The 19,228-nt window shown below is 70.7% G+C and carries 18 protein-coding genes and 1 tRNA gene; 15 read left to right on the top strand and 4 right to left on the bottom strand.

The window, feature by feature from the left end:
• Window positions 1-42: 42 nt before the first annotated feature.
• Together BLP73_RS06980 and BLP73_RS06975 are read right to left on the bottom strand one after the other, a co-directional pair.
• Entirely contained in the window at window positions 43-843 is an 801-nt protein-coding gene (locus BLP73_RS06980) for a GNAT family N-acetyltransferase (RefSeq protein WP_090741739.1), read from the bottom strand.
• Window positions 844-899: 56 nt separating this feature from the next.
• Window positions 900-2,423, bottom strand: a complete 1,524-nt coding sequence (locus BLP73_RS06975; protein ID WP_090741736.1) for a cryptochrome/photolyase family protein — start codon at window positions 2,421-2,423, stop codon at window positions 900-902.
• A gap of 542 nt (window positions 2,424-2,965) precedes the next feature.
• Here BLP73_RS06975 and BLP73_RS19335 point away from each other — a divergent pair.
• The 10 genes from BLP73_RS19335 (at window position 2,966) to BLP73_RS06930 (ending at window position 13,202) form a co-directional block, all read left to right on the top strand.
• The gene (locus BLP73_RS19335; protein WP_175453266.1) at window positions 2,966-3,133 is read left to right on the top strand and encodes a hypothetical protein; all 168 of its coding nucleotides are present in this window, start codon (window positions 2,966-2,968) and stop codon (window positions 3,131-3,133) included.
• 285 nt (window positions 3,134-3,418) lie between these two features.
• Entirely contained in the window at window positions 3,419-3,802 is a 384-nt protein-coding gene (locus BLP73_RS06970) for an STAS domain-containing protein (RefSeq protein ID WP_175453265.1), read from the top strand.
• A gap of 32 nt (window positions 3,803-3,834) precedes the next feature.
• On the top strand, window positions 3,835-4,206 hold the full coding sequence (locus BLP73_RS06965) for a response regulator (protein WP_090741732.1): 372 nt from the start codon (window positions 3,835-3,837) through the stop codon (window positions 4,204-4,206).
• A gap of 25 nt (window positions 4,207-4,231) precedes the next feature.
• Entirely contained in the window at window positions 4,232-6,205 is a 1,974-nt protein-coding gene (locus tag BLP73_RS06960) for a chemotaxis protein CheA (RefSeq protein ID WP_090741730.1), read from the top strand.
• 11 nt (window positions 6,206-6,216) lie between these two features.
• Window positions 6,217-6,690 carry a chemotaxis protein CheW gene (locus BLP73_RS06955; protein WP_090741727.1) on the top strand — a complete coding sequence of 158 codons (474 nt, stop codon included), beginning with the start codon at window positions 6,217-6,219 and terminating at the stop codon, window positions 6,688-6,690.
• A 37-nt stretch (window positions 6,691-6,727) separates the two neighbouring features.
• Window positions 6,728-8,884, top strand: a complete 2,157-nt coding sequence (locus BLP73_RS06950; RefSeq protein ID WP_090741725.1) for a HAMP domain-containing methyl-accepting chemotaxis protein — start codon at window positions 6,728-6,730, stop codon at window positions 8,882-8,884.
• A complete protein-coding gene (locus BLP73_RS06945; protein ID WP_090741723.1) occupies window positions 8,881-9,399 on the top strand; it encodes a chemotaxis protein CheW in 519 nt (172 codons plus the stop codon). The genes BLP73_RS06950 and BLP73_RS06945 overlap by 4 nt, the downstream gene beginning before the upstream one ends.
• Before the next feature lie 42 nt (window positions 9,400-9,441).
• On the top strand, window positions 9,442-10,341 hold the full coding sequence (locus BLP73_RS06940; protein WP_090741721.1) for a CheR family methyltransferase: 900 nt from the start codon (window positions 9,442-9,444) through the stop codon (window positions 10,339-10,341).
• A 3-nt stretch (window positions 10,342-10,344) separates the two neighbouring features.
• Entirely contained in the window at window positions 10,345-11,433 is a 1,089-nt protein-coding gene (locus BLP73_RS06935; RefSeq protein ID WP_090741719.1) for a protein-glutamate methylesterase/protein-glutamine glutaminase, read from the top strand.
• 5 nt (window positions 11,434-11,438) lie between these two features.
• On the top strand, window positions 11,439-13,202 hold the full coding sequence (locus BLP73_RS06930; protein ID WP_090741717.1) for a hypothetical protein: 1,764 nt from the start codon (window positions 11,439-11,441) through the stop codon (window positions 13,200-13,202).
• A gap of 95 nt (window positions 13,203-13,297) precedes the next feature.
• On the opposite strand, the gene BLP73_RS06925 is transcribed toward BLP73_RS06930, so the two are convergent.
• Window positions 13,298-13,374 (bottom strand) — tRNA-Ile (locus BLP73_RS06925).
• A gap of 135 nt (window positions 13,375-13,509) precedes the next feature.
• Between BLP73_RS06925 and purM the strand changes: the two genes are divergently transcribed.
• Window positions 13,510-14,550 (top strand): phosphoribosylformylglycinamidine cyclo-ligase, encoded by a 1,041-nt coding sequence (gene purM, locus BLP73_RS06920; RefSeq protein WP_090741715.1) that lies wholly within the window; start codon window positions 13,510-13,512, stop codon window positions 14,548-14,550.
• Entirely contained in the window at window positions 14,547-15,134 is a 588-nt protein-coding gene (purN, locus tag BLP73_RS06915) for a phosphoribosylglycinamide formyltransferase (RefSeq protein ID WP_090741713.1), read from the top strand. The genes purM and purN overlap by 4 nt, the downstream gene beginning before the upstream one ends.
• Here purN and BLP73_RS06910 read toward each other — a convergent pair.
• On the bottom strand, window positions 15,131-15,733 hold the full coding sequence (locus BLP73_RS06910; protein WP_090741711.1) for a thiamine phosphate synthase: 603 nt from the start codon (window positions 15,731-15,733) through the stop codon (window positions 15,131-15,133). The two genes, purN and BLP73_RS06910, sit on opposite strands and share 4 nt — an antisense overlap.
• Window positions 15,734-15,801: 68 nt before the next feature.
• On the opposite strand from BLP73_RS06910, the gene BLP73_RS06905 reads away from it, so the two are divergent.
• From BLP73_RS06905 to BLP73_RS06895, 3 genes are read left to right on the top strand one after another with little or no spacing between them, the layout of a single operon-like run.
• Window positions 15,802-16,545, top strand: a complete 744-nt coding sequence (locus BLP73_RS06905) for an RNA methyltransferase (RefSeq protein ID WP_090741709.1) — start codon at window positions 15,802-15,804, stop codon at window positions 16,543-16,545.
• Between the two features lie 34 nt (window positions 16,546-16,579).
• Window positions 16,580-17,725 (top strand): heme A synthase, encoded by a 1,146-nt coding sequence (gene ctaA, locus BLP73_RS06900; RefSeq protein ID WP_090741707.1) that lies wholly within the window; start codon window positions 16,580-16,582, stop codon window positions 17,723-17,725.
• Window positions 17,722-19,194: a carboxypeptidase M32 gene (locus BLP73_RS06895; RefSeq protein WP_090741705.1), complete on the top strand. Its 1,473-nt coding sequence runs from the start codon at window positions 17,722-17,724 to the stop codon at window positions 19,192-19,194. The genes ctaA and BLP73_RS06895 overlap by 4 nt, the downstream gene beginning before the upstream one ends.
• The last annotated feature ends 34 nt before the right edge of the window (window positions 19,195-19,228 follow it).

Genomic DNA, 19,228 nt, shown 5'->3' with positions numbered 1-19,228 from the left:
CCAAGATGTGGCGGCTTGAAGGCAGGCGTGCAAGCCCGTGGGTCAGAGCGTCGCGAAGGCCGGCGCATGGGCGATGCCGCTGCCGGCCGGCAGATTGCCCCGGATCATCAGATGCGCGCCGGCATAGGGCGAGGCGAGATCGGCGGGCGCAAAGCCGAAGCGGGCGTAGAAGGCAGGCTCGCCCAGCACGACCACGGGCCGGTCACCCGCCGCCTCCAGCGCCGCCCGCACCAGCGCGGTGCCGATCCCGCGCCCCTGAAGCGCCGGATGAACCGCCAGCGGGGCCAGTGCGAGGGCGGGACGCTTGGCCGCGAGCGGCGAGAGGGCGACATGGCCCACCGGCACCCCGCCCGCATGGGCAACGAGGGAATGGGTCAGATCGCCCGCCGCCCGCAGCGCGCGGACCAGCGCGGCCTCGTCCCCTCCGCCGAACGCGGCACTGAGCAGCGCGTCGATACCGGCCGTGTCGCCCGCCGCCTCGGGGCGCAGGCGCGGCAGAAGCGCGTGGCGGTGGAAGTCGCGCCCGAGATCCGTGCTGCGCAGGCCCCACTCGCTGGCCCTTGCGCGGTCCTGATGGGCGGCGAAGGCGGCCTTATCCGCGAAGACCTCATCCAGCGTCCAGACCAGCGGGTCGTCATCCTGCGCGATCTCGAAGCGCAGGCAGCCGGGCTCGGCGCGGCTGAGGCGGGCATGTTCGGGCAGGAGGTCCAGCGCCAGCATCATCTGCGCCGCGTCCCGGCAGATCAGCCGCCCGTGCAGCGCGACCAGCGGGCGCGTCAGCGGGATCTCGGCCCCGCCCGTGTCCGCCGCCGGCGCGTGGTGATGTCCGCAGGTGCAATCCATGGCGCCCTCCCGATGAAGCCCGCGGAGCTTCCCGCGCGGGCCGGGCGGGGTCAAGGTCAGACCGTCTCGTCCGCGTCCATGCGCGCGAGGAAGTCGGCCGCCTCGGCGCGGATGGTCTGGCGCCGCGCCTCGTCCATCCGGTCCCAGGTCGCGTAGATGCGGCCGATCCGGGGGTTCTTCTCGAACCGGTCGCGGTGGCGGTCGAGGAAGTCCCAGTAGAGCAGGTTGAACGGGCAGGCGTCCTTGCCGGTCTTGGCGCTGACCTTGTAGGCGCAGCCCGCGCAGTAGTCCGACATCTTGTTGATGTAGTTGCCGGAACTGACATAGGGCTTGCTGCCGACCAGCCCGCCATCGGCGAACTGGCTCATGCCGATGGTGTTCGGCGCCTCGACCCATTCATAGGCGTCGATGTAGACCTCGAGATACCATTCATGCACCTGATGAGGATCGCAGCCCGCCAGCAGCGCGAAATTGCCGGTGATCATCAGGCGCTGGATGTGATGGGCATAGGCGTGGCGCTGCGTCTGCCCCACCGCCTGCGACAGGCAGTGCATCTTCGTCGGCGCACCCCAATAAAGCGGCGGCAGGTCGCGGTCGTGGCGCAGCACGTTGCGGTTGGGGTAGTCCGGCCCCTCGAGGAAGTAGATCCCCCGCATGAACTCGCGCCAGCCGAGGATCTGGCGGATGAACCCCTCGGCCGAGTTGAGCCGCACCTTCCCCTCGGCATAGGCCTTTGCTGCCGCCTCGCAGACCTCGAACGCGGTCAGGAGGCCGGCGTTGATGTAGGGCGAGAGGACCGAGTGGTGCAGGAACGGATCGTCCGTCAGCATCGCGTCCTGGTAGGGGCCGAACTCGTCCAGCGAGTGCTGGATGAAATGCGCCATCGCCTTCAGCGCACCCTCGCGGTCGGTCGCATAGTCGAAGGGAAGGAGGTCGCCGAAGTGATCCGCGAAGCGCGCCTCGACAAGGGCCAGCACCTCCTTAGTAAGCGCATCGGGCGGGAAGGAGGGCGGGGGCGCGCGCAGCAGGTCAGGGGCGGCGGGCTTGCGGTTGTCGTGGTCGAAGTTCCACTTGCCGCCCTCCGGCTCGTCGCCGTTCATCAGCAGGCCAGTCTTGCGGCGCATCTCTCGGTAGAACCACTCCATCCGCAGCTCGCGCCGGCCCTCGGCCCAGGCCGCAAACTCGGCATGGGAGGCGAAGAAGCGGTCGTCGGGCAGCTGCGTGACGGGCAGGGGCAGGTCGTGAAGCGCCTCGATCAGCCGCCACTCGCCGGGCTCGGTGACCAGCACGCCCTCCGCACCATGCTCGGCCGCGCGGCGCAGAAGCTCGCCGGGGATCGAGTGGCTGTTCTCGGGATCGTCCAGGCGGGTATAGGCGACGTGGTGCCCCTTGTCGCGCAGCTCGCCGGCGAAGCGGCGCATGGCAGCGAAGAGGAAGGCGATCTTCTTGGGATGGTGGCGGACATAGGTGGCCTCGTCCGTGACCTCGGCCATGACGATCAGGTCGCCCTCGGCGGCAGTGCGCAGCGCGGCACCGTCATGCGTCAGCTGGTCGCCCAGCACCAGGATCAGGCGCGGCATGCACGGGCCCGCTGCGACAGGATGAGACCCGGGTTCGGGACGCAGGTGCGGACGTTCGGCATCGTGACCCCATGACGCGACTTCAGCGGTCAGGCTAGGCCAGCAGGACAGGCGCCACCAGTGCGGAACTTGGTCGCAGGTCGCGCCGTTGCCTTGGTGTCCCGCCTCAAACACGCAGCTTCCGCCGGTGCCGTCTGGCGCTGGTAAAAACTGTACAATTAGATATGGGACCAAAACCGGTCTGCCGCGTTACGTTGCAGATTGTCGGAGGGACGTGTCTTGCGGTTGTTGGTTCTCATTGTTTGCATTTCTGCCTGCGCGCCGGTGGAGCAGCCTGTTCCCTACGTCACATGCAGTGCTGACCGCACGATGTGCGCGTCCAGCTTCGTCGAATACAGCGACTGACACCCGCGCCCAAGCCTCGGGAGAGCCTCTGGCGAGGCATGGGTGACGGATCGTTAACCAGCCTGTCAGGCAGGTGCTGCACCGGGCATTTGTCCCGGGGTAGAAACAGGGGGAGGTGTGGTGCGATGGACAGGAACATGACTGGCGAGAGCAACAGCTACCGTGGCCCGACCATCCCGTCGGCCTTCGCGACGCGCAGCTACGAGCGTGCCGAGGCCGCCCGTCCGAAACCGCAGCTGGCGCTGAAGGTCACGGCCTTCGCCGCTGGTCTCGCGGTCCTCGCGGCGATGATCGCGGCGTTCTAAACCGGCTGCAAAATCCCAACGGAAGGACGCGCATGGCAGACAGCCATGCGCGTCTTTCCGTTTGGGCTGTTGGAGATCCCGCGGCTCGTCGCCGTGTTGGGCACATTACCCCTCCGGTCCGCGGGAAACGACCTTCACCGCTGCGCCTGATCCTATCCTTTCGCAGAGGAATGGCCGCTTCGTATAGCGGCCGCTCTGCTTCCGCCTGACCCTCCTCTCCTTTCCGAAGCAGGACTGCGTGCCGTGCTCATGGCAAGAGCAGCGAAGGAGAAACGAGGGTCAGCCATGCAATCGCAACTTGCGAACTTACATCAGAAGCCCGTCGCCGCCGAAGCCGGACATTCCAGCGAGAGCGCGGGCGCGAACGCAGCGCCCGCGTCAACGACTTTTGCCCTGCCGGCCCGCTGCACGCTGGTGCAGGCCGAGGCGATCCACCGCGACTGCCGCGCCGCCTTTCATGGCGGAAGCGCCGCGTTCCGGATCGACGCCAGCGCGGTCGAGGAAACCGATGTCAGCCTGCTGCAGATCATCATCGCTTCCCAGAAGAGCTGCCGGGCAGCGGGGCGCGACTTTGCCTTGACCCTCTCGCCCGCCGTCGCCGAGGCCGCCCGCCGCGCCGGCCTGCGCGCTGACCCCGGCGGCCTTTCGGCAGCCGCCGACAGAGCCTGAACCTCCCTCTCCCGCTGCTCAAGGAGCATCCGATGCCTCACCCCATCCTCTGCGTCGACGATTCTGCCAGCATCCGGCAGATGGTCACCTTCGCGCTTCAATCGGCGGGCTACAGCGCGGTTGCGGCCGTCGACGGGCTGGACGCGCTGAGCAAGCTGAACGGCGCGCCGTTCTCGCTGATCATCACCGATCTCAACATGCCGAACCTCGACGGCATCTCGATGATCCGGCAGGTCCGGACGCTGTCGGACTACGCGGGCGTGCCGATCGTCATGCTGACCACCGAATCCGACGAGGCCCGCAAGCAGGAGGGCAAGGCCGCCGGCGCGACCGGCTGGCTGGTCAAGCCCTTCGACCCGGCCAAGCTGCGGGCGGTGGTCGCCAAGCTCGTCGGTCCCGCCTGATCCCCCTTTCCCGAAAGAGCGCCACATGAGCCTGCTTGATGCCACCCAGACCTTCCTTGACGAGGCCCGCGACCTGCTCGAGCAGCTCGAGGCGGCGCTTCTGGACCTCGAGGCGCGTCCCGACGACGCGGCCCTGATCAACACCACCTTCCGCGCGCTGCACACGCTGAAGGGCTCGGGGGCGATGTTCGGCCCGGCCGAAATGGCGGCCTTCGCCCATCACCTGGAGGACACGTTCGAGCTGGTCCGGCAGGGGCGCGTGCCGCTCGGTCCCCGCCTCGTCGGTGTCTTCCTGCGCGCGGGCGATCACCTGCGGCGGCTTCTCTTCACGCCGGGCGTCGAACACGAGGCCGAGACGCTGCACCTGCTGGCCGCGCTGCGCGAGCTGACCGGGGCCGCGCCCGAGAGCGTGCCCGCCGCCACGCCGCTTGCGCCGGAGGCGCAGCCGGACATGCGGCAGGTGATGATCAACCTGCGCCTGCCGCCCACGGCGCTGGCCTTCGGCACCAACCCGCTGGCGCTGATCGACGAGCTGCGCGGGCTGGGGGATTGCCTCGTCACCCCGCTGACCGGCGCCGTCCCGGACCTGGACCGGCTCGATCCGGCCCAGCTGTCGATGCACTGGCAGATGACGCTGACCACCGCGGCGGACCGCGCGGCCATCGAGGACGTGTTTATCTTCGTCGACGAGCCGGGCGTCGTCAGCATCACCGAGATCGCCCCCGCCATGCCCGAGGCGCCGGCCCGACCTCGCGCGCCTGTGGACGAGGCGCCCGCCGCCGCCCCGCGCGATGCGGCGACGGCCGAGCCGGCGGACAGCCAGGTCCGGGTCTCCGCCGCGCGGCTCGACACGCTGCTGGGTCAGGTGGGGGAACTGGTCATCGCCCAGGCCCGGCTGACCGCGCTGGCCCATCACCGGCATGACGCCGCGCTCTCCTCGATCGTCGAGGAGGTCGAGCGCCTGTCCGCCGACCTGCGCGACAGCGCGATGGACATGCGGATGCTGCCCATCGACCAGCTTTTCAGCCGCTATCGCCGCGTCGTCCGCGACCTGGCGGACAGCCTGAAAAAGGACATCCAGCTGGTCCTCAGCGGCGAGGAGACCGAGCTGGACAAGACGGTCCTCGACCGGCTCGGCGATCCCCTGGTTCACATCATCCGCAACGCCATCGACCACGGGATCGAGACGCCGGAGGCGCGCGAGGCGGCCGGAAAGCCGCGCCGCGGCACGCTGCGCCTCTGCGCGCGCCAGTCGGGCGGCGAGATGATCATCACCATCGAGGATGACGGCGCCGGCCTCGACCGCGGCCGCATCCGCGCCAAGGCGCTGGCCGCCGGCATCGTCGGCCCCGAGGAGGAGCTGACGCCGGGCCAGATCGACCAGCTGATCTTCCATCCGGGCCTCTCGACGGCGCAGGCGGTCTCGAGCCTCTCGGGGCGCGGGGTGGGGATGGATGTCGTCAAGCGGACGATCACGGACCTGCAGGGCAGCATCGAGATCGCCAGCGAGCCGGGCCGCGGCACGCGCATCACGCTGCGCCTGCCGCTGACGCTGGCCATCATCGAGGGGCTGCAGGTCGCCATCGGCGCGACCATGTGCATCCTGCCGGTCGCCTCGGTCGAGGAATGCGTCGAGCTGGCGCAGGTCGAGACCGGGACATCCAGCGGGCGGAACTTCGTCGACATTCGCGGCACGATGGTGCCGCTGCTCTGGACCGACCGGATCTTCGGCACCGCCCGCAGCGGCAGCGTCGTCGCGGTGCTCGAGACCGAGGGCGGCAAGACCGGCGTCGTGGTCGATCAGGTCATCGGCCAGCACCAGACGGTCATCAAGCCGCTCTCGCCGCTGCACCGCTGCGTGCCCGGCCTTGCCGGCGCGACGATCCTCGGCGACGGGTCCGTCGCCCTCATCCTCGACGTCCCGGCACTGGCCCGCTGCCAGACGCTGCCACCCGCGCCGGCCCGCCAGCCCGGCGCGTCTCTGCCGCACGTCGCCTGACGGAGATCGCCATGCAGACCACGACCGCCACCACCCTCGGCCAGGACTACCTGACCATCGCGCTCGACGAGGACATCTTCGCGCTACCCGTCGCCACCGTGCGCGAGGTGCTGGACCCGCCCCCGATGACCCGCGTGCCCTTCGCCCCGGCCCATGTGCCCGGGCTGGTCAACGTGCGCGGCAACGTGATGCCGCTGCTGGATCTCAGGACCCGCTTCGGCATGGCCGCGGCCGAGGATCGCGAGACGACCCGCCTCATCGTCACGCATGTGGACCGGCCGGGCGATCCGTTCCTCGTCGGCCTGCGTGCCGATGCCGTCTACGAGGTGATCGACATCGCGCAGGGCGCGCTGCGCCCCGCGCCCCCCGGCAGCACCCGCTGGCCGGCCGCGCTGATGCAAGGCGTCATTCAGCGGGGCGACCGCTACGTGATCGTCCTCGATCTCGCGGAAATCGTCGCGGCCGACGCCGCGCGCCCACAGTGAACGAGTCCCCTTTTTCCCCAGAACAGGATCCCAACCCATGCGACTGACGATCAAGACGAAGCTGATCGCCTCCTTTGCGGTCATTCTCACGCTCACGGCCGGAAGCGGCTACATGGCGATGCAGAGCCTTCAAGACGCGAACGAGGATTTCCACCAGTTCGTGTCCGGCCCCTTCGCGCAGGTGCAGACCAGCCGCGCGATGCGCGAGAGCCTGACCGATGTCCGGCGGCTGGTGAACCGCGCCTACATCACGAACGACCTCGCCGAGCGCGCCAAGTATGTCGAGGCCTTCGACACGCGCATCGCCGAGCTGGAAGCCTATCGCGAGCAGCTTCTGTCGCATGTGGACGACGCCAGCCGCGAGCAGCACGCGTCGCTGACCGCGGACATGGCCGAGTTCGCCGATACCGCGCGCCGCGCGCTGGAGCTGTCAAACGCCGCCGACAGCGAGGCGCCGGGCACCGTGCTGGAGGCGACCGAGCAGGTCTTCACCGCCTTTCTCGCCGACGCCGCCCGCCTGAGCGAGGGCCTTCGGAACCTCGGCGAGCCGTCGGCCGACAGCGGGCAGGGGGTGCATTCCGCGGCGCCGATGCGCGATCTCGTCCGGGCGCTGAGCCTGGCCGAGACGGTGTCGACCAGCGCCATGACGGCGCGCATCAGCACCATCGACGCCGCCGCGCGTCCCTCGCCCGAGCATACCCGCGCGCAGGTCGAGCATGCCGAGCAGCAGGTCGCCGCCGTCGAGGCCGCGCTGGCCGAGCTGAAGGCCATCCCGCTGGTCAGCCGGAACTTCATGGCGCTTGTGCCCGACCTCAACACCAGCTGGACCGCCGCCTTGGCCGTGCTGCGCGCGCAGCTCGACTCGGCGCTGGAGCTGCGCGAATACGCGGCGCTCGAGATGCTGTCGAAGGGGCTCCTCCCCGTTTCTGAGCGGCTCGACGGGCAGCTGGCGCAGATCTCGAACGACAGCGATGCCGCGGCCGCCGCGAAGAGCGCGGAGACTGAGGCTTCCTACGTCCAGATGCGGAACAAACTCGTTGCGATCGTCCTGGCCGCAATTGCCATCGGCGCGGCCGCCGCGCTGTGGATGGCGATCTCGATCTCGCGCGGGCTGAACCGCTCGGTCAAGGCGGCCGAGGCCATCGGGCGCGGCGATCTGACGACCGAGCTTGACGCGCGGGGCGCGGACGAGATCGGCGATCTGATGCGGGCGATGAAGGCGATGACCGAGAACCTGCGCCGCATCGTCGGGGACGTCATCTCCAGCTCGGGCCAGGTCGCGGCGGGTTCGCAGCAATCCTCGGCCACGGCCGAGCAGCTGAGCCAGGGCTCGACCGAACAGGCGGCCGCTACCGAGGAGGCTTCGGCCGCGATGGAGCAGATGGCGGCCAACATCCGCCAGAACGCCGAGAACGCGGCGCAGACCGAGAAGATCGCGGGCCAGGCCAGCCTCAACGCCGAGAAGACCGGCAAGGCCGTGGCGAACTCGGTCGACGCGATGCGGACCATCGCCGACAAGATCCAGATCGTGCAGGAGATCGCGCGCCAGACCGACCTTCTGGCCCTGAACGCCGCGATCGAGGCCGCGCGGGCCGGCCAGCACGGCAAGGGCTTCGCCGTCGTCGCATCCGAGGTGCGCAAGCTGGCCGAACGCTCGCAGCTCGCCTCGACCGAGATCGGCGAGCTGTCCGCCTCGACCCTCGGCATCTCGGAAGAGGCGGGCCGGATGCTGCAGGACCTCGTGCCGGACATCCAGCGCACGGCGGAACTGGTCGGCGAGATCTCGGCCGCCTGCCGCGAGCAGAACGCGGGCGCCGAGCAGATCAACCAGGCGATCCAGCAGCTGGACGAGGTGACCCAGCAGAACGCCGCCGCCGCCAACGAGATGTCGGCCACAGCCGAGCAGCTCTCGGCGCAGGCCGCCATGCTGAACGAGCGCGCGGGCTTCTTCGTGCTGTCGCGTGACGCGGCGGCTGCCACCACCCCCGCCGCGGCCAGAAGCGAGGACGAGCTGGACCGGCAGATGCAGACCGAGATGGCCGGCCGCGCGTCCAGAAAGCCCGCTGCCGCGCCCGTGAAGCGCGCTGCGGCCAAGGTCCGGCCGGCGCAGTCCGGCCCCGCGGCCGAGGGCGGGTTCGACCTGGACCTCGGCGCCGCGGGCGACGAGGGGGGCTTCGAAAGGCTCAGCGCATGATCGCCCCGTCCCGCATCGCGGATGATCTCCTGCCCGTCGGCGACGGGCAGGAGGAGGCCGCGCAGATCCTGACCCTGCGGCTCGGCCGCGGCGTCTTCGGCATCCCTGTCCGCCATGTGCGCGAGGTGCTGGACGTGGCGCCGATCACGCCCGTGGCGAACGCGCCGGCCAGCCTTCTGGGCATCATCGACGTGCGCCACGAAGGGGTGCCGGTGATCGACCTGAAGCAGCGGCTGCGCATCGCGGGCGACGACGCAGCCGGCAGCCGCGACCGGCGCATCGTGGTGCTGGAGATCGAGGCCGAAGGCGCCCCTACGGTCATCGCGATCATCGCCGACGCGGTGCTGGAGGTGGTCGAGCACGATCCCGCCGCACTCGACCGGCCGCCCAGCCTCGGCGAGCGGTGGGATGACAGCTTCATCCACGGCATCGGCCGGCGGATGGGCGAGTTCATGACGCTGCTCGACGTCAGCGCGATCTTCGGCCGCGCCCCATTCGGCCAGCCGGCCGCCTGACCCTTAGCCGCCTGCACCCTTTCCCGCTTCAAGGACGCCGCCATGACCCTGATCCACCCCGTCCGCCGCCAGCCCGACGCGGCTGCCGCCGCGGCCGGCGTCCTCGCGGCCACCGTGCCGCTGCGCGAGGCGACCTTCCGCCGCCTGGCGGCGCTGGTGCGGCAGAGCTGCGGCATCTCGCTGGCCCCCTCCAAGCGGCTGATGCTGCAGACGCGGCTCGGGCGCAGGCTGCGCGCGGCAGGGCTGTCCGACTTCGAGACCTACGCCGACCTGCTGACCGGGCCGAACCCGCCGAAGGACGAGCTGCAGGCCTTCGTGGACAGCGTGGTGACGAACGAGACCTCGTTCTTCCGCGAGCCGCCGCATTTCGCGTACCTGACGCCGGCCCGCCTGCAGGAGCTGGCAGAGGGCGGGACACCGGGCCACCTGGCGATGTGGTCCGCCGCCTGCTCGACCGGCGAAGAAGCCTGGTCGCTGGCCATGCTCGCCGCCGCCGCAAGCGCGGCCGAGGGGGGCGGGTGGAGCTGGTCGGTGCTGGCCACGGACATCTCGATCAGCGCGCTCAGGCGCGCGCGCCGCGGCAACTATGCCGCCGAGGCCGCCGGCCGCGTTCCGGCCGAGCTGGCCGCGCGCTACCTGCTGCGCGACGGCGCGGGGGCCGGCCAGTTGCGCGTGGCGCCAGGCCTGCGCCGGAACCTGCGCTTCGGCCAAGTAAACCTAATGGACGCGCGCTACCTGCCCGGGCGGATGATGGACGTCATCTTCTGCCGCAACGTGCTGATCTACTTCGACGCCGAGACGCAGGCGCGGATCGTCCGTAAGCTTTGCGCGCATCTGCGGCCGAGCGGCCTGCTGGTGCTGGGCCATTCCGACATGAGCCGCGAGCGGCAGGCTCCGCTGCGGCTGCTGCACAACAACATCCACGAACGGCTGGAGGACTGAGCCATGGCCGACATCAAGGTCCTGATCGTCGACGATTCCGCCAGCGTGCGGGCCGCGCTTGGCGACATCATCGCCGTCGAGCCGGGCATGACGGTGATGGGCACCGCCTCGGACCCCTATTTCGCGGCCGAGCGGATGCGGGCCGAGTTGCCCGACGTCATCATCTGCGACATCGAGATGCCGCGCATGGACGGGATCACCTTTGTGCAAAAGCTCATGCAGCAGCGCCCGCTGCCGGTGGTGATCTGCTCGTCCCTCGCCAATGCCGGCTCGCCCGCCGCGCTGGCCGCGCTAGAGGCGGGGGCGGTCGAGATCATCACCAAGCCGAGGCTCGGCACGACGCAGTTCCTGCTCGAGGCGCGGACGCGGATCTGCGACGCCGTCCGGGCCGCCGCCGCGGCGCGACTGCGACCGCGCAGCCGGATCGAGACGAGCCGCAAGCTGACCGCCGACGCCGTCCTGCCCCCGCCCGGCCGGCGCACGGCGCTGCAGACGACCGACCGGCTGGTCGCCATCGGTGCCTCGACCGGCGGGACCGAGGCGCTGCGCCTTCTGCTCGAGGCGCTGCCCGCCGATGCGCCGGGCCTCGCCATCGTCCAGCACATGCCCGCGGGCTTCACCGCCGCCTTCGCGCGCCGCCTGCACGATCTCTGCCGGATCGAGGTGCGCGAGGCCGAGACGGGCGACCGGCTGATCCCCGGCCTTGCGCTGATCGCGCCGGGCGATCACCACATGCTGCTGCATCGCAGTGGCGCGCAGTACCGCGTCGAGGTGCGGCAGGGTCCGCTCGTCTCGCGGCACCGCCCTTCGGTCGACGTGCTGTTCCGCTCGACGGCGCGGGCGGCGGGGCCGAACGCGCTTGGCATCATCCTGACCGGGATGGGCGACGATGGCGCGCGCGGGCTTCTGGAGATGCGCGAGGCCGGCGCCCGCACGCTCGGGCAGGACGAGGCGAGCTGTGTCGTCTACGGCATGCCGAAGGAGGCGATGCGGATGGGCGCGGTCGAGGCCGAGCTGCCCCTGGCCCGGATGGCGCCCGAGGTCATGCGCTTCGCCGCCGCCGAACATTCCACCGCTCCCGCGAAAGGCTGAGGATCATGGCCGCCCTTGCACGACGACTTGATGACGGATCGCTGGCGCTGCATCCCGAGGCGCAGCTTTCGGCGCTGGCAGACGCGCTGGCCGGCTGGAACGCCCGCAGCGAAGGCGCCTATATCGCCGCCGGCGAGGACCTGGCGGCCCTTCACGCCATGCTGCGCCGGATCGAGGCTGCGCTGGCGCGCACCATCGACGTGATGACCGGCCCCGAGGTCCAGCAGATCGACGAACGGCTCGGCACCACCGCCGGCCATGCCGCGACGCTCGCCCGGAACGGCCAGGCGATCGAGCGGCAGCTGGCCGAGGTTCTGGCCGGGCGCGAGGACGCGGCGGCCGGGAACGAGCAGGTGGAGCGTGCCTTCAAGCTGCTGGACTACATCGCGCTGGTGGCGCGGACGCATACCGGCTCGATCGCCGGCCGGGGCAGCCCGATGGCGCCGTTCCTCGACCAGGTCTCGGCTCTCGTGGGCGGCGGGCGCAGGCAGGCCGCCGCACTGTCCGAGCGGCTGGCCGAACTGCACCGCTCGCTTGGCGCGGCGGCTGGCCTGCTGCGCGAGCGCCAGCACGAGGAGGCCCGCCAGGCGCCGCTGCAAGAGGTCGTCGCCGCCCTGTCGCGCGGCCTCGCCGCACGTCGTGGCGCGGCGGACGAAGGCCGGGCCGGCGCGCATCTGGCCTTTGCCGAGGCCGCGCGGGCCGTGGGCGAGGTCGTCGCCGTCCTCCAGTTTCACGACATCGCCCGGCAGCGGCTGGAGCATGTGGTCGCGCATCTGGGCCTGATGTCCGCGCTGCTCTCTGGCGCGACCGCGGGCCCGGACCTGCCGGCCGACGCGCCGACGCGGCGGGCCTGGATCGCCGCGATCGCGCGGCTCGAGCGCGCGCAGCTTCTGGATCTCGCGCAGCTTTATCAGGACCGGATGTCGATGATCGGTGGCAGTCTCGACGGCATCCTGTCGCAGTCGCGCAGCGGGGCGGGCCTCGTCGCCGCCATGCTGCGCGACGAGCGGGACCGGGCCGAGGACGGCGCCATCGGCCTTGTGCAGCAGGCGCAGCAACTGGAAGAGCGGTTCCTCATGCGCGAGCGTCACCGCGCCCAGATCTGCGACAGCCTCGCAGATTGCGTGCGCGCGGCCGAGCAGTTCGCCGCCATGACCTCGAGCCTCGACGAGATCGAGTTCTCGCTGCGCCTGGCCGGCTTCAACGCCGCGATTCATGCCGCCGACCGCGACAGCGGCGACCGCACGATCGGTTACATCGCGCACGAGATCCGCGACAGCGCCGCAAGCGCCCAGGCGGGCGGCGACCTGATCCGGATGGGCGTCGCCCGCACAGCGGCGGCGGCGGACGCGTTGCAGTCCGTCCTTCTGCCGGTCGAGACGGGCAGCGCGGCGGCCATCCGCGGCGTAATCGGCGCCGTCGTCGCCGCTGTCGGCGCGGCCGAGGCCGAGTGCCTCGCCCAGCTGGCCGGGGCCCAGGGGGCGGCGGCCGACGTGCCAGCCCGCGTCGCCCGCGCCAAGGGGCTGATGCAGGGCCATGTCGAGGGCCGCACGCTGATCAACGCGCTGATCGACGCGCTCGGCACCTTCGCCGCGGCAGCGCCCTCCGAGGCCGACCTCTCGGCGCTGGCGACGCGGCTCGCGGCCGACTACACGATGCGCGAGGAGCGGGACATCCTCGCCCGCATCTTCCCCGGCGTGATCCCGGAGAGCCATCCAGAGGCCGAGACCGGCGCGGCCGAGGACGATCTTGCCGACATCTTCTTCTGACGCATCGCAGTGCATGGCGGGCGGTGCATGGCGGGCGGTGCATGGCGCGCGGGGCATTTCGTGCGGGGCAGGGGGGACGTCTGGCAGGCGCCGCCTGGTAGGCCCGGCAGGACTTGAACCCGCAACCAAGGCGTTATGAGCGCCCTGCTCTAACCAATTGAGCTACAGGCCCCCGCAGCGCATCCCGGTTAATCCGTGCGGGCGGGGCGGTCAAGCGTCTCGGCGGGCATCCCAAAGTCGGCGCCTCGGGCGTTGCCCCGGCGGCAGGCTTCGGCTATCGGAGGCGCGACATCAGCCGGGGGCCGCCATGACGAAGAACGGGATCAGCTATCGCGACGCGGGCGTCGACATCGACGCGGGCAATGCGCTGGTCGAGCGGATCAAGCCCGCCGCCGCCGCCACCGCGCGGCCCGGCGTCATGGACGCGCTCGGCGGCTTCGGCGCGCTGTTCGACCTGAAGGCCGCGGGCTATGACGATCCGGTTCTGGTCGCGGCCACGGACGGGGTGGGCACGAAGCTGCGGATCGCCATCGACACCGGCCACCTGGACGGGATCGGGCAGGACCTCGTCGCCATGTGCGTCAACGACCTGGTCTGCCAGGGGGCCGAGCCGCTGTTCTTTCTCGACTATTTCGCTACCGGCAAGCTGTCGGTCGACGAGGGCGCGCGGGTGGTGGAAGGCATCGCGCGGGGCTGCAAGGCCGCCGGCTGCGCCCTGATCGGCGGCGAGACTGCCGAGATGCCGGGCATGTATCACGACGGCGACTTCGACCTCGCGGGCTTCGCCGTCGGCGCGATGCAGCGCGGCACGGCGATGCCGGCGAACGTGGCCGAGGGGGACGTGCTGCTGGGCCTCGGCTCGGACGGGGTGCATTCCAACGGCTACTCGCTGGTCCGCAAGGTGGCCGAGCGGGCCGGCCTCGGCTGGTCCGACGCAGCGCCCTTTGCGGAGGGCGCGCTTGGCGCCGCGCTGCTGGTCCCGACGCGGCTCTACGTCAGGCCGGCTCTGGCGGCGATCCGAGCGGGGGGCGTTCATGCGCTCGCGCACATCACCGGCGGCGGGCTGACCGAGAACCTGCCGCGCGTGCTGCCGAAGGATATGGGCGCCGACATCGACCTGGGCGCATGGACCCTGCCGCCGGTGTTCCGCTGGCTGGCCGAGGCGGGCGGTATCGATCAGGCCGAGATGCTCAAGACCTTCAACAGCGGCATCGGCATGGTGCTGGTCGTGGCCGCCGACCGCGCGGACGCGCTGGCCGAGCTGCTGGCGGGGCAGGGCGAGACGGTCCACCGCCTCGGCGCTGTGACCCCGGGCGCGGGCATCCGCTATTCCGGCGCGCTTGCGTGAAACGCGTCGCCATCCTGATCTCGGGCGGCGGGTCCAACATGGTCCGGCTAATCGAGGACATGGCGGGCGATCACCCGGCGCGCCCGGTGCTGGTCGCCTCGAACAACCCGGCCGCCGGGGGCCTGAATCGCGCGACCGAGGCCGGCATCCCGACGGCCGCCGTCGATCACCGGAACTTCCCGAAGGACCGCGCGGGCTTCGAGGCCGCGCTGCTGCGCCCGCTGCTGGAGGCCGAGCCGGACATCCTCTGCCTCGCGGGCTTCATGCGCATCCTGACGCCGGACTTCGTCCAGCGCTTCGCCGGGCGGATGCTGAACATCCACCCGTCTCTGCTCCCGAAATACCCCGGCCTGAACACACACGCCCGCGCCATCGCCGCCGGTGATGCCGAGGCCGGCTGCACCGTCCACGAGGTCACGCCCGAGCTGGATGCCGGCCCCATGCTGGGCCAGGCGCGGGTGCCGATCCTGCCAGGCGACGACGCCGCCACGCTGGCCGCGCGGGTGCTGGTGCAGGAGCATCGGCTCTATCCGGCCGTCCTGCGCCGTTTCGCGGCAGGCGACCGGACGCCGGTGATCCTCTAGTTCCAGAGCAGGCCGAGCGCGTCCAGCGGGTCTTCCTCGCCCCAGATCTCGGGGCCGATGGCGATGAAGTCGCTCAGCGGCGACAGGCTGTTGATCAGCTCGCGCGTGATGGCGCCCTCGGCCACGACCGGCACCTCGATCATCTCGGACCACCACTGGAACAGCTCCAGCGCGGCCGGCTCGCCCCGGTACAGCGCCGAATCCCCGACGGGGCCGAAGCTGACGTAATCGGCGCCGTTCTCGCCCGCCGTCATCCCCTCGTGCCGCGAACTGCCGCAGAAGGCCCCGACGATGGCGTCATCGCCCAGCTCCTTGCGCGCATAGCGCACGCTGCGCGCGCCGTCGGTCAGGTGCACCCCGTCGAGCCCGTGCCGCTGCGCCAGCTTGATATGGTCGTCGATCACCACCGCCACGTCGCGGGCATGGGCGATCTCGCGCGCCAGGTCCGCAAGCCGGCCCAGCTCGTCCTCCTCGGCGCCGGCGCGGATGCGCAGGCAGGCAGGAGGGAAGCGGTCCATCACCTCGGTCAGCAGCGGCCCGAGGGCCGAGGCCTGCGCGCCCGCCGGGGTCATCAGGTAAAGCTGGGGTGCGTCGGTCATCGGGAACTCCTTTCTGTCGCAGATAGCGCAGCTTGTGGGCCGCCGCCAGACGGACTATCTGCCTGCCCATGCAGACCGAACGCCCCATCCTGCCGAACGCTCCCGCCGTCATCCTCGTCGCGCCCCAGATGGGCGAGAATATCGGCGCCGCCGCCCGCGCCATGCTGAATTTCGGGCTGACCGAGATGCGGCTGGTCGCCCCACGCGACGGCTGGCCGAACCCCAAGGCGGTCGCCATGGCCTCCGGCGCGGCGGGCCGGGTGCTGGATCACGCCAAGGTCTACCCGACGCTGGCCGAGGCGATGAAGGGCATCGAATATGCCTATGCCACGACGGCGCGGGGCCGCGAGCTGACCAAGCCCGTCCTGACCCCCGAGGCCGCAATGGCCGAGACGCGCGCAAGGGCCGGCCGCAGCGCGATCATCTTCGGCCCCGAGCGGACGGGGCTGGAAAACGACGACATCGCCCGCGCCAATGCCATCGTGACGGTGCCGGTGAACCCCGAGTTCCCCTCGCTGAACCTCGCGCAGGCGGTGCTGCTGATGGGCTACGAGCTGGGCCGTGACACCCTGCCGCCCGAGCCCGCCCCCCATGCCCGACGCGCCGACAGCGAGGAGCTGGCCGACCGCGTTGAGATCGAGCGGCTCGGGGATCACTACGACGAGAGGCTGACCGAGGCGGGCTTCTTCTTTCCCGACACCAAGGCGGCCTCGATGCGGCTGAACCTGCGCAACATGTGGTCGCGCCTGCCGCTGACCCGCGGCGACGTGCGCGTGCTGCACGGCATCCTGCGCCAGTTGACCCGCCGCTAGGCGACACCTACCCTCCGCCCGAAAGGAGCCACGCATGGCCAAGCGCCCTGTCTTCCAGGAAGTCTCGGACCCCGCAGCCGCCCGTCCCGTCCAGACCACCGGCATGATCGACGCCCGCCCCAAGGGCGCCCGGCGCGCGATCCGCGCCTGGCTCGCGGTGCTGTTCCTGCTGGTCCTGGCGATGATCGTGGTGGGCGGGGCGACGCGGCTGACCGGCTCGGGCCTCTCGATCACCGAATGGCGCCCGGTCACCGGGGCGATCCCGCCGATGAACGCGGCCGACTGGCAGCGCGAGTTCGACCTCTACCGCCAGATCCCGCAATACCAGGAAGTCAACGCGGGCATGTCGCTCAGCGAGTTCCAGTTCATCTACTGGTGGGAATGGGGCCACCGCCTGCTGGGTCGCGTCGTCGGGCTGGTCTGGGCCGTCGGCTTCGTCTTCTTTTGGGCCACCAGCCGCATCCCGGCCGGCTGGACGCCGCGCCTTCTGGGCCTCGGCGCGCTCGGCGGGCTGCAGGGCGCGATCGGCTGGTGGATGGTCAGCTCCGGCCTTGGCGAGGGGATGACCCGCGTCGCCTCGTACCGGCTCGCCACCCATCTCGGCATCGCTTTCCTGATCCTGTCGCTGATCGCCTGGTACGTCCTGCAGCTCTCGCGCTCGGAGGCCGAGCTGCTGCGCGCCCGCCGCGCCGGAGAGGCCAAGCTCTTCGGCATGTCCACCGGCCTTCTGCACCTGACCTTCGTCCAGATCATCCTCGGCGCGCTGGTCGCCGGCATCGACGCGGGCCGCATGTATACCGGCTGGCCGACGATGGGCGGCGAGTGGATTCCGTCCACCATCTGGGACGCGACGCTCGGCTGGCGCAACTTCTTCGAGAACCCGGCGCTGGTGCAGTTCATCCACCGCATGACCGGCTACTTGCTGGCGATCTTCGCCGTGGTGGTCTTCCTGCGCGCCCGCCGCTCGCCCCACCCGGTCACCCGCGGCGCCTTCACCGTGATGATCGTCGCGATGGCGGCGCAGATCGGCCTCGGCATCCTCAACGTCATCCACGCCTCGCCCCTGCACCTGGCGCTGACCCACCAGTTCGGCGCCGTCGTGCTGATCACCATGATCCTGCGCGCCCGCCACCATGCGCGCTACCCGGTTGAAACCTCGATCCGCGGAGCCAAGCGATGAACGCCTTCGACGACCTTCTCGCCTTCCAGCGCCAGACCGAGGCGCTGTCCTCCGTGGCCGAACGCCTTGGCTGGGACCAGGAAACCGTGATGCCCCGCGGCGCAACCGAGCAGCGCTCCGAGGAGATGGCGGCGATGGAGGCCGTGCTTCACGAGCGCCGCACCGATCCGCGCATTGGCGAGTGGCTCGACGCGGCAAGCCCGCGGACCGAGGCCGAGACCCGTATCGCGGCGCTGATCCAGCGCGACTTCACCCGCGCCAGCCGCATCCCCGCGCGCCTGGCCGAGGAACTGGCCCGCCAGACATCGCTGGCGCAGGGCATCTGGGCCGAGGCCCGCGCGGCCGATGCGCCCGAGGCCTATCTGCCCGTCCTCGACCAGATCCTGATGCTGAAGCGCGAAGAGGCCGCGGCGCTGGCGGATGGCGGCGATCTCTATGACGCGCTGCTGGACGATTACGAGCCCGGCATGACCGGCGCCCGGATCGCGCAGCTCTTCGACCGGATGCGCCCGCGCCTCGTTGCGCTTCGCGATGCGGTGCTCGGCACTGAGCGCCAGCCGCAGCCGCTCAGCGGGCACTTCCCGCAGGAAACCCAGCTGCGCCTCACCCGCACCGTCGCGACCGCCTTCGGCTATGACTGGAGCCGCGGGCGCATGGACATTGCGGTCCACCCGTTCAGCTCGGGCCGCTGGCAGGACAGCCGCATCACCACGCGGGTGGTCGAGACCGACCCGTTCAACTGCCTCTACTCGACCATCCACGAGGTCGGCCATTCCTCCTACGAGCTGGGGATCGATCCGGACTACGCCTTCACCCCCCTCGGCCGGGGCGTGTCGATGGGCGTCCATGAAAGCCAGAGCCGCATCTACGAGAACCAGATGGGCCGCGGCCGCGCCTTCGCCGGCTGGCTGTTCCAGCGCATGTCGGATGCCTTCGACGGGCTGAACATCACCGACCCGGACGCCTTCTACGCCACCGTCAACCGCGTCACCCCCGGCTTCATCCGCACCGAGGCGGACGAGGTGCAATACAACCTGCACATCATGATGCGCTTCGACATCGAGCGGGACCTGATCGCCGGGCGCCTCGACGTCAAGGACCTGCCCGAGGCCTGGAACGCCCGCTTCCACGCCGATTTCGGCGTCGCGGTGGACCGCCCCGCCAATGGCGTCCTGCAGGATGTCCACTGGTCCGTCGGCCTCTTCGGCTACTTCCCGACCTATGCGCTCGGCAATGTCTATGCCGGCTGCCTCGACCGGGCGCTGCGCGCCGCCGTGCCCGACCTGGACGCGGCGCTTGCCCGCGGCGATGCCGGGCCGGCCGTGGAATGGCTGCGCGAGAATGTGCAGCGCCACGGCGGGCTGCTGGCGCCAACCGAACTGATCGAGACCGCCACCCGCGCCCCGGTCAGCGAAGCGCCGCTCCTCAACTATCTCGAGCACAAGTTCGGCAGCATATACGGGCTCTGAGGCCGAATGGGTATTTGAACAACGGAGAAGCGCA

Origin of the sequence: Paracoccus tibetensis (genome assembly GCF_900102505.1) — a bacterium.
In the GTDB taxonomy this organism is placed as follows: Bacteria; Pseudomonadota; Alphaproteobacteria; order Rhodobacterales; family Rhodobacteraceae; genus Paracoccus; species Paracoccus tibetensis.
This window is presented reverse-complemented; position numbering and strand designations above follow the sequence as displayed.

Bases quoted from the DNA above. Each gene is read 5' to 3' on its own strand.
- BLP73_RS06980 (WP_090741739.1), bottom strand. From the start codon at position 843: ATGGATTGCACCTGCGGACATCACCACGCGCCGGCGGCGGACACGGGC.
- BLP73_RS06975 (WP_090741736.1), bottom strand. From the start codon at position 2,423: ATGCCGCGCCTGATCCTGGTGCTGGGCGACCAGCTGACGCATGACGGT.
- BLP73_RS19335 (WP_175453266.1), top strand. From the start codon at position 2,966: ATGACTGGCGAGAGCAACAGCTACCGTGGCCCGACCATCCCGTCGGCC.
- BLP73_RS06970 (WP_175453265.1), top strand. From the start codon at position 3,419: ATGCAATCGCAACTTGCGAACTTACATCAGAAGCCCGTCGCCGCCGAA.
- BLP73_RS06965 (WP_090741732.1), top strand. From the start codon at position 3,835: ATGCCTCACCCCATCCTCTGCGTCGACGATTCTGCCAGCATCCGGCAG.
- BLP73_RS06960 (WP_090741730.1), top strand. From the start codon at position 4,232: ATGAGCCTGCTTGATGCCACCCAGACCTTCCTTGACGAGGCCCGCGAC.
- BLP73_RS06955 (WP_090741727.1), top strand. From the start codon at position 6,217: ATGCAGACCACGACCGCCACCACCCTCGGCCAGGACTACCTGACCATC.
- BLP73_RS06950 (WP_090741725.1), top strand. From the start codon at position 6,728: ATGCGACTGACGATCAAGACGAAGCTGATCGCCTCCTTTGCGGTCATT.
- BLP73_RS06945 (WP_090741723.1), top strand. From the start codon at position 8,881: ATGATCGCCCCGTCCCGCATCGCGGATGATCTCCTGCCCGTCGGCGAC.
- BLP73_RS06940 (WP_090741721.1), top strand. From the start codon at position 9,442: ATGACCCTGATCCACCCCGTCCGCCGCCAGCCCGACGCGGCTGCCGCC.
- BLP73_RS06935 (WP_090741719.1), top strand. From the start codon at position 10,345: ATGGCCGACATCAAGGTCCTGATCGTCGACGATTCCGCCAGCGTGCGG.
- BLP73_RS06930 (WP_090741717.1), top strand. From the start codon at position 11,439: ATGGCCGCCCTTGCACGACGACTTGATGACGGATCGCTGGCGCTGCAT.
- purM (WP_090741715.1), top strand. From the start codon at position 13,510: ATGACGAAGAACGGGATCAGCTATCGCGACGCGGGCGTCGACATCGAC.
- BLP73_RS06910 (WP_090741711.1), bottom strand. From the start codon at position 15,733: ATGACCGACGCACCCCAGCTTTACCTGATGACCCCGGCGGGCGCGCAG.
- BLP73_RS06905 (WP_090741709.1), top strand. From the start codon at position 15,802: ATGCAGACCGAACGCCCCATCCTGCCGAACGCTCCCGCCGTCATCCTC.
- ctaA (WP_090741707.1), top strand. From the start codon at position 16,580: ATGGCCAAGCGCCCTGTCTTCCAGGAAGTCTCGGACCCCGCAGCCGCC.
- BLP73_RS06895 (WP_090741705.1), top strand. From the start codon at position 17,722: ATGAACGCCTTCGACGACCTTCTCGCCTTCCAGCGCCAGACCGAGGCG.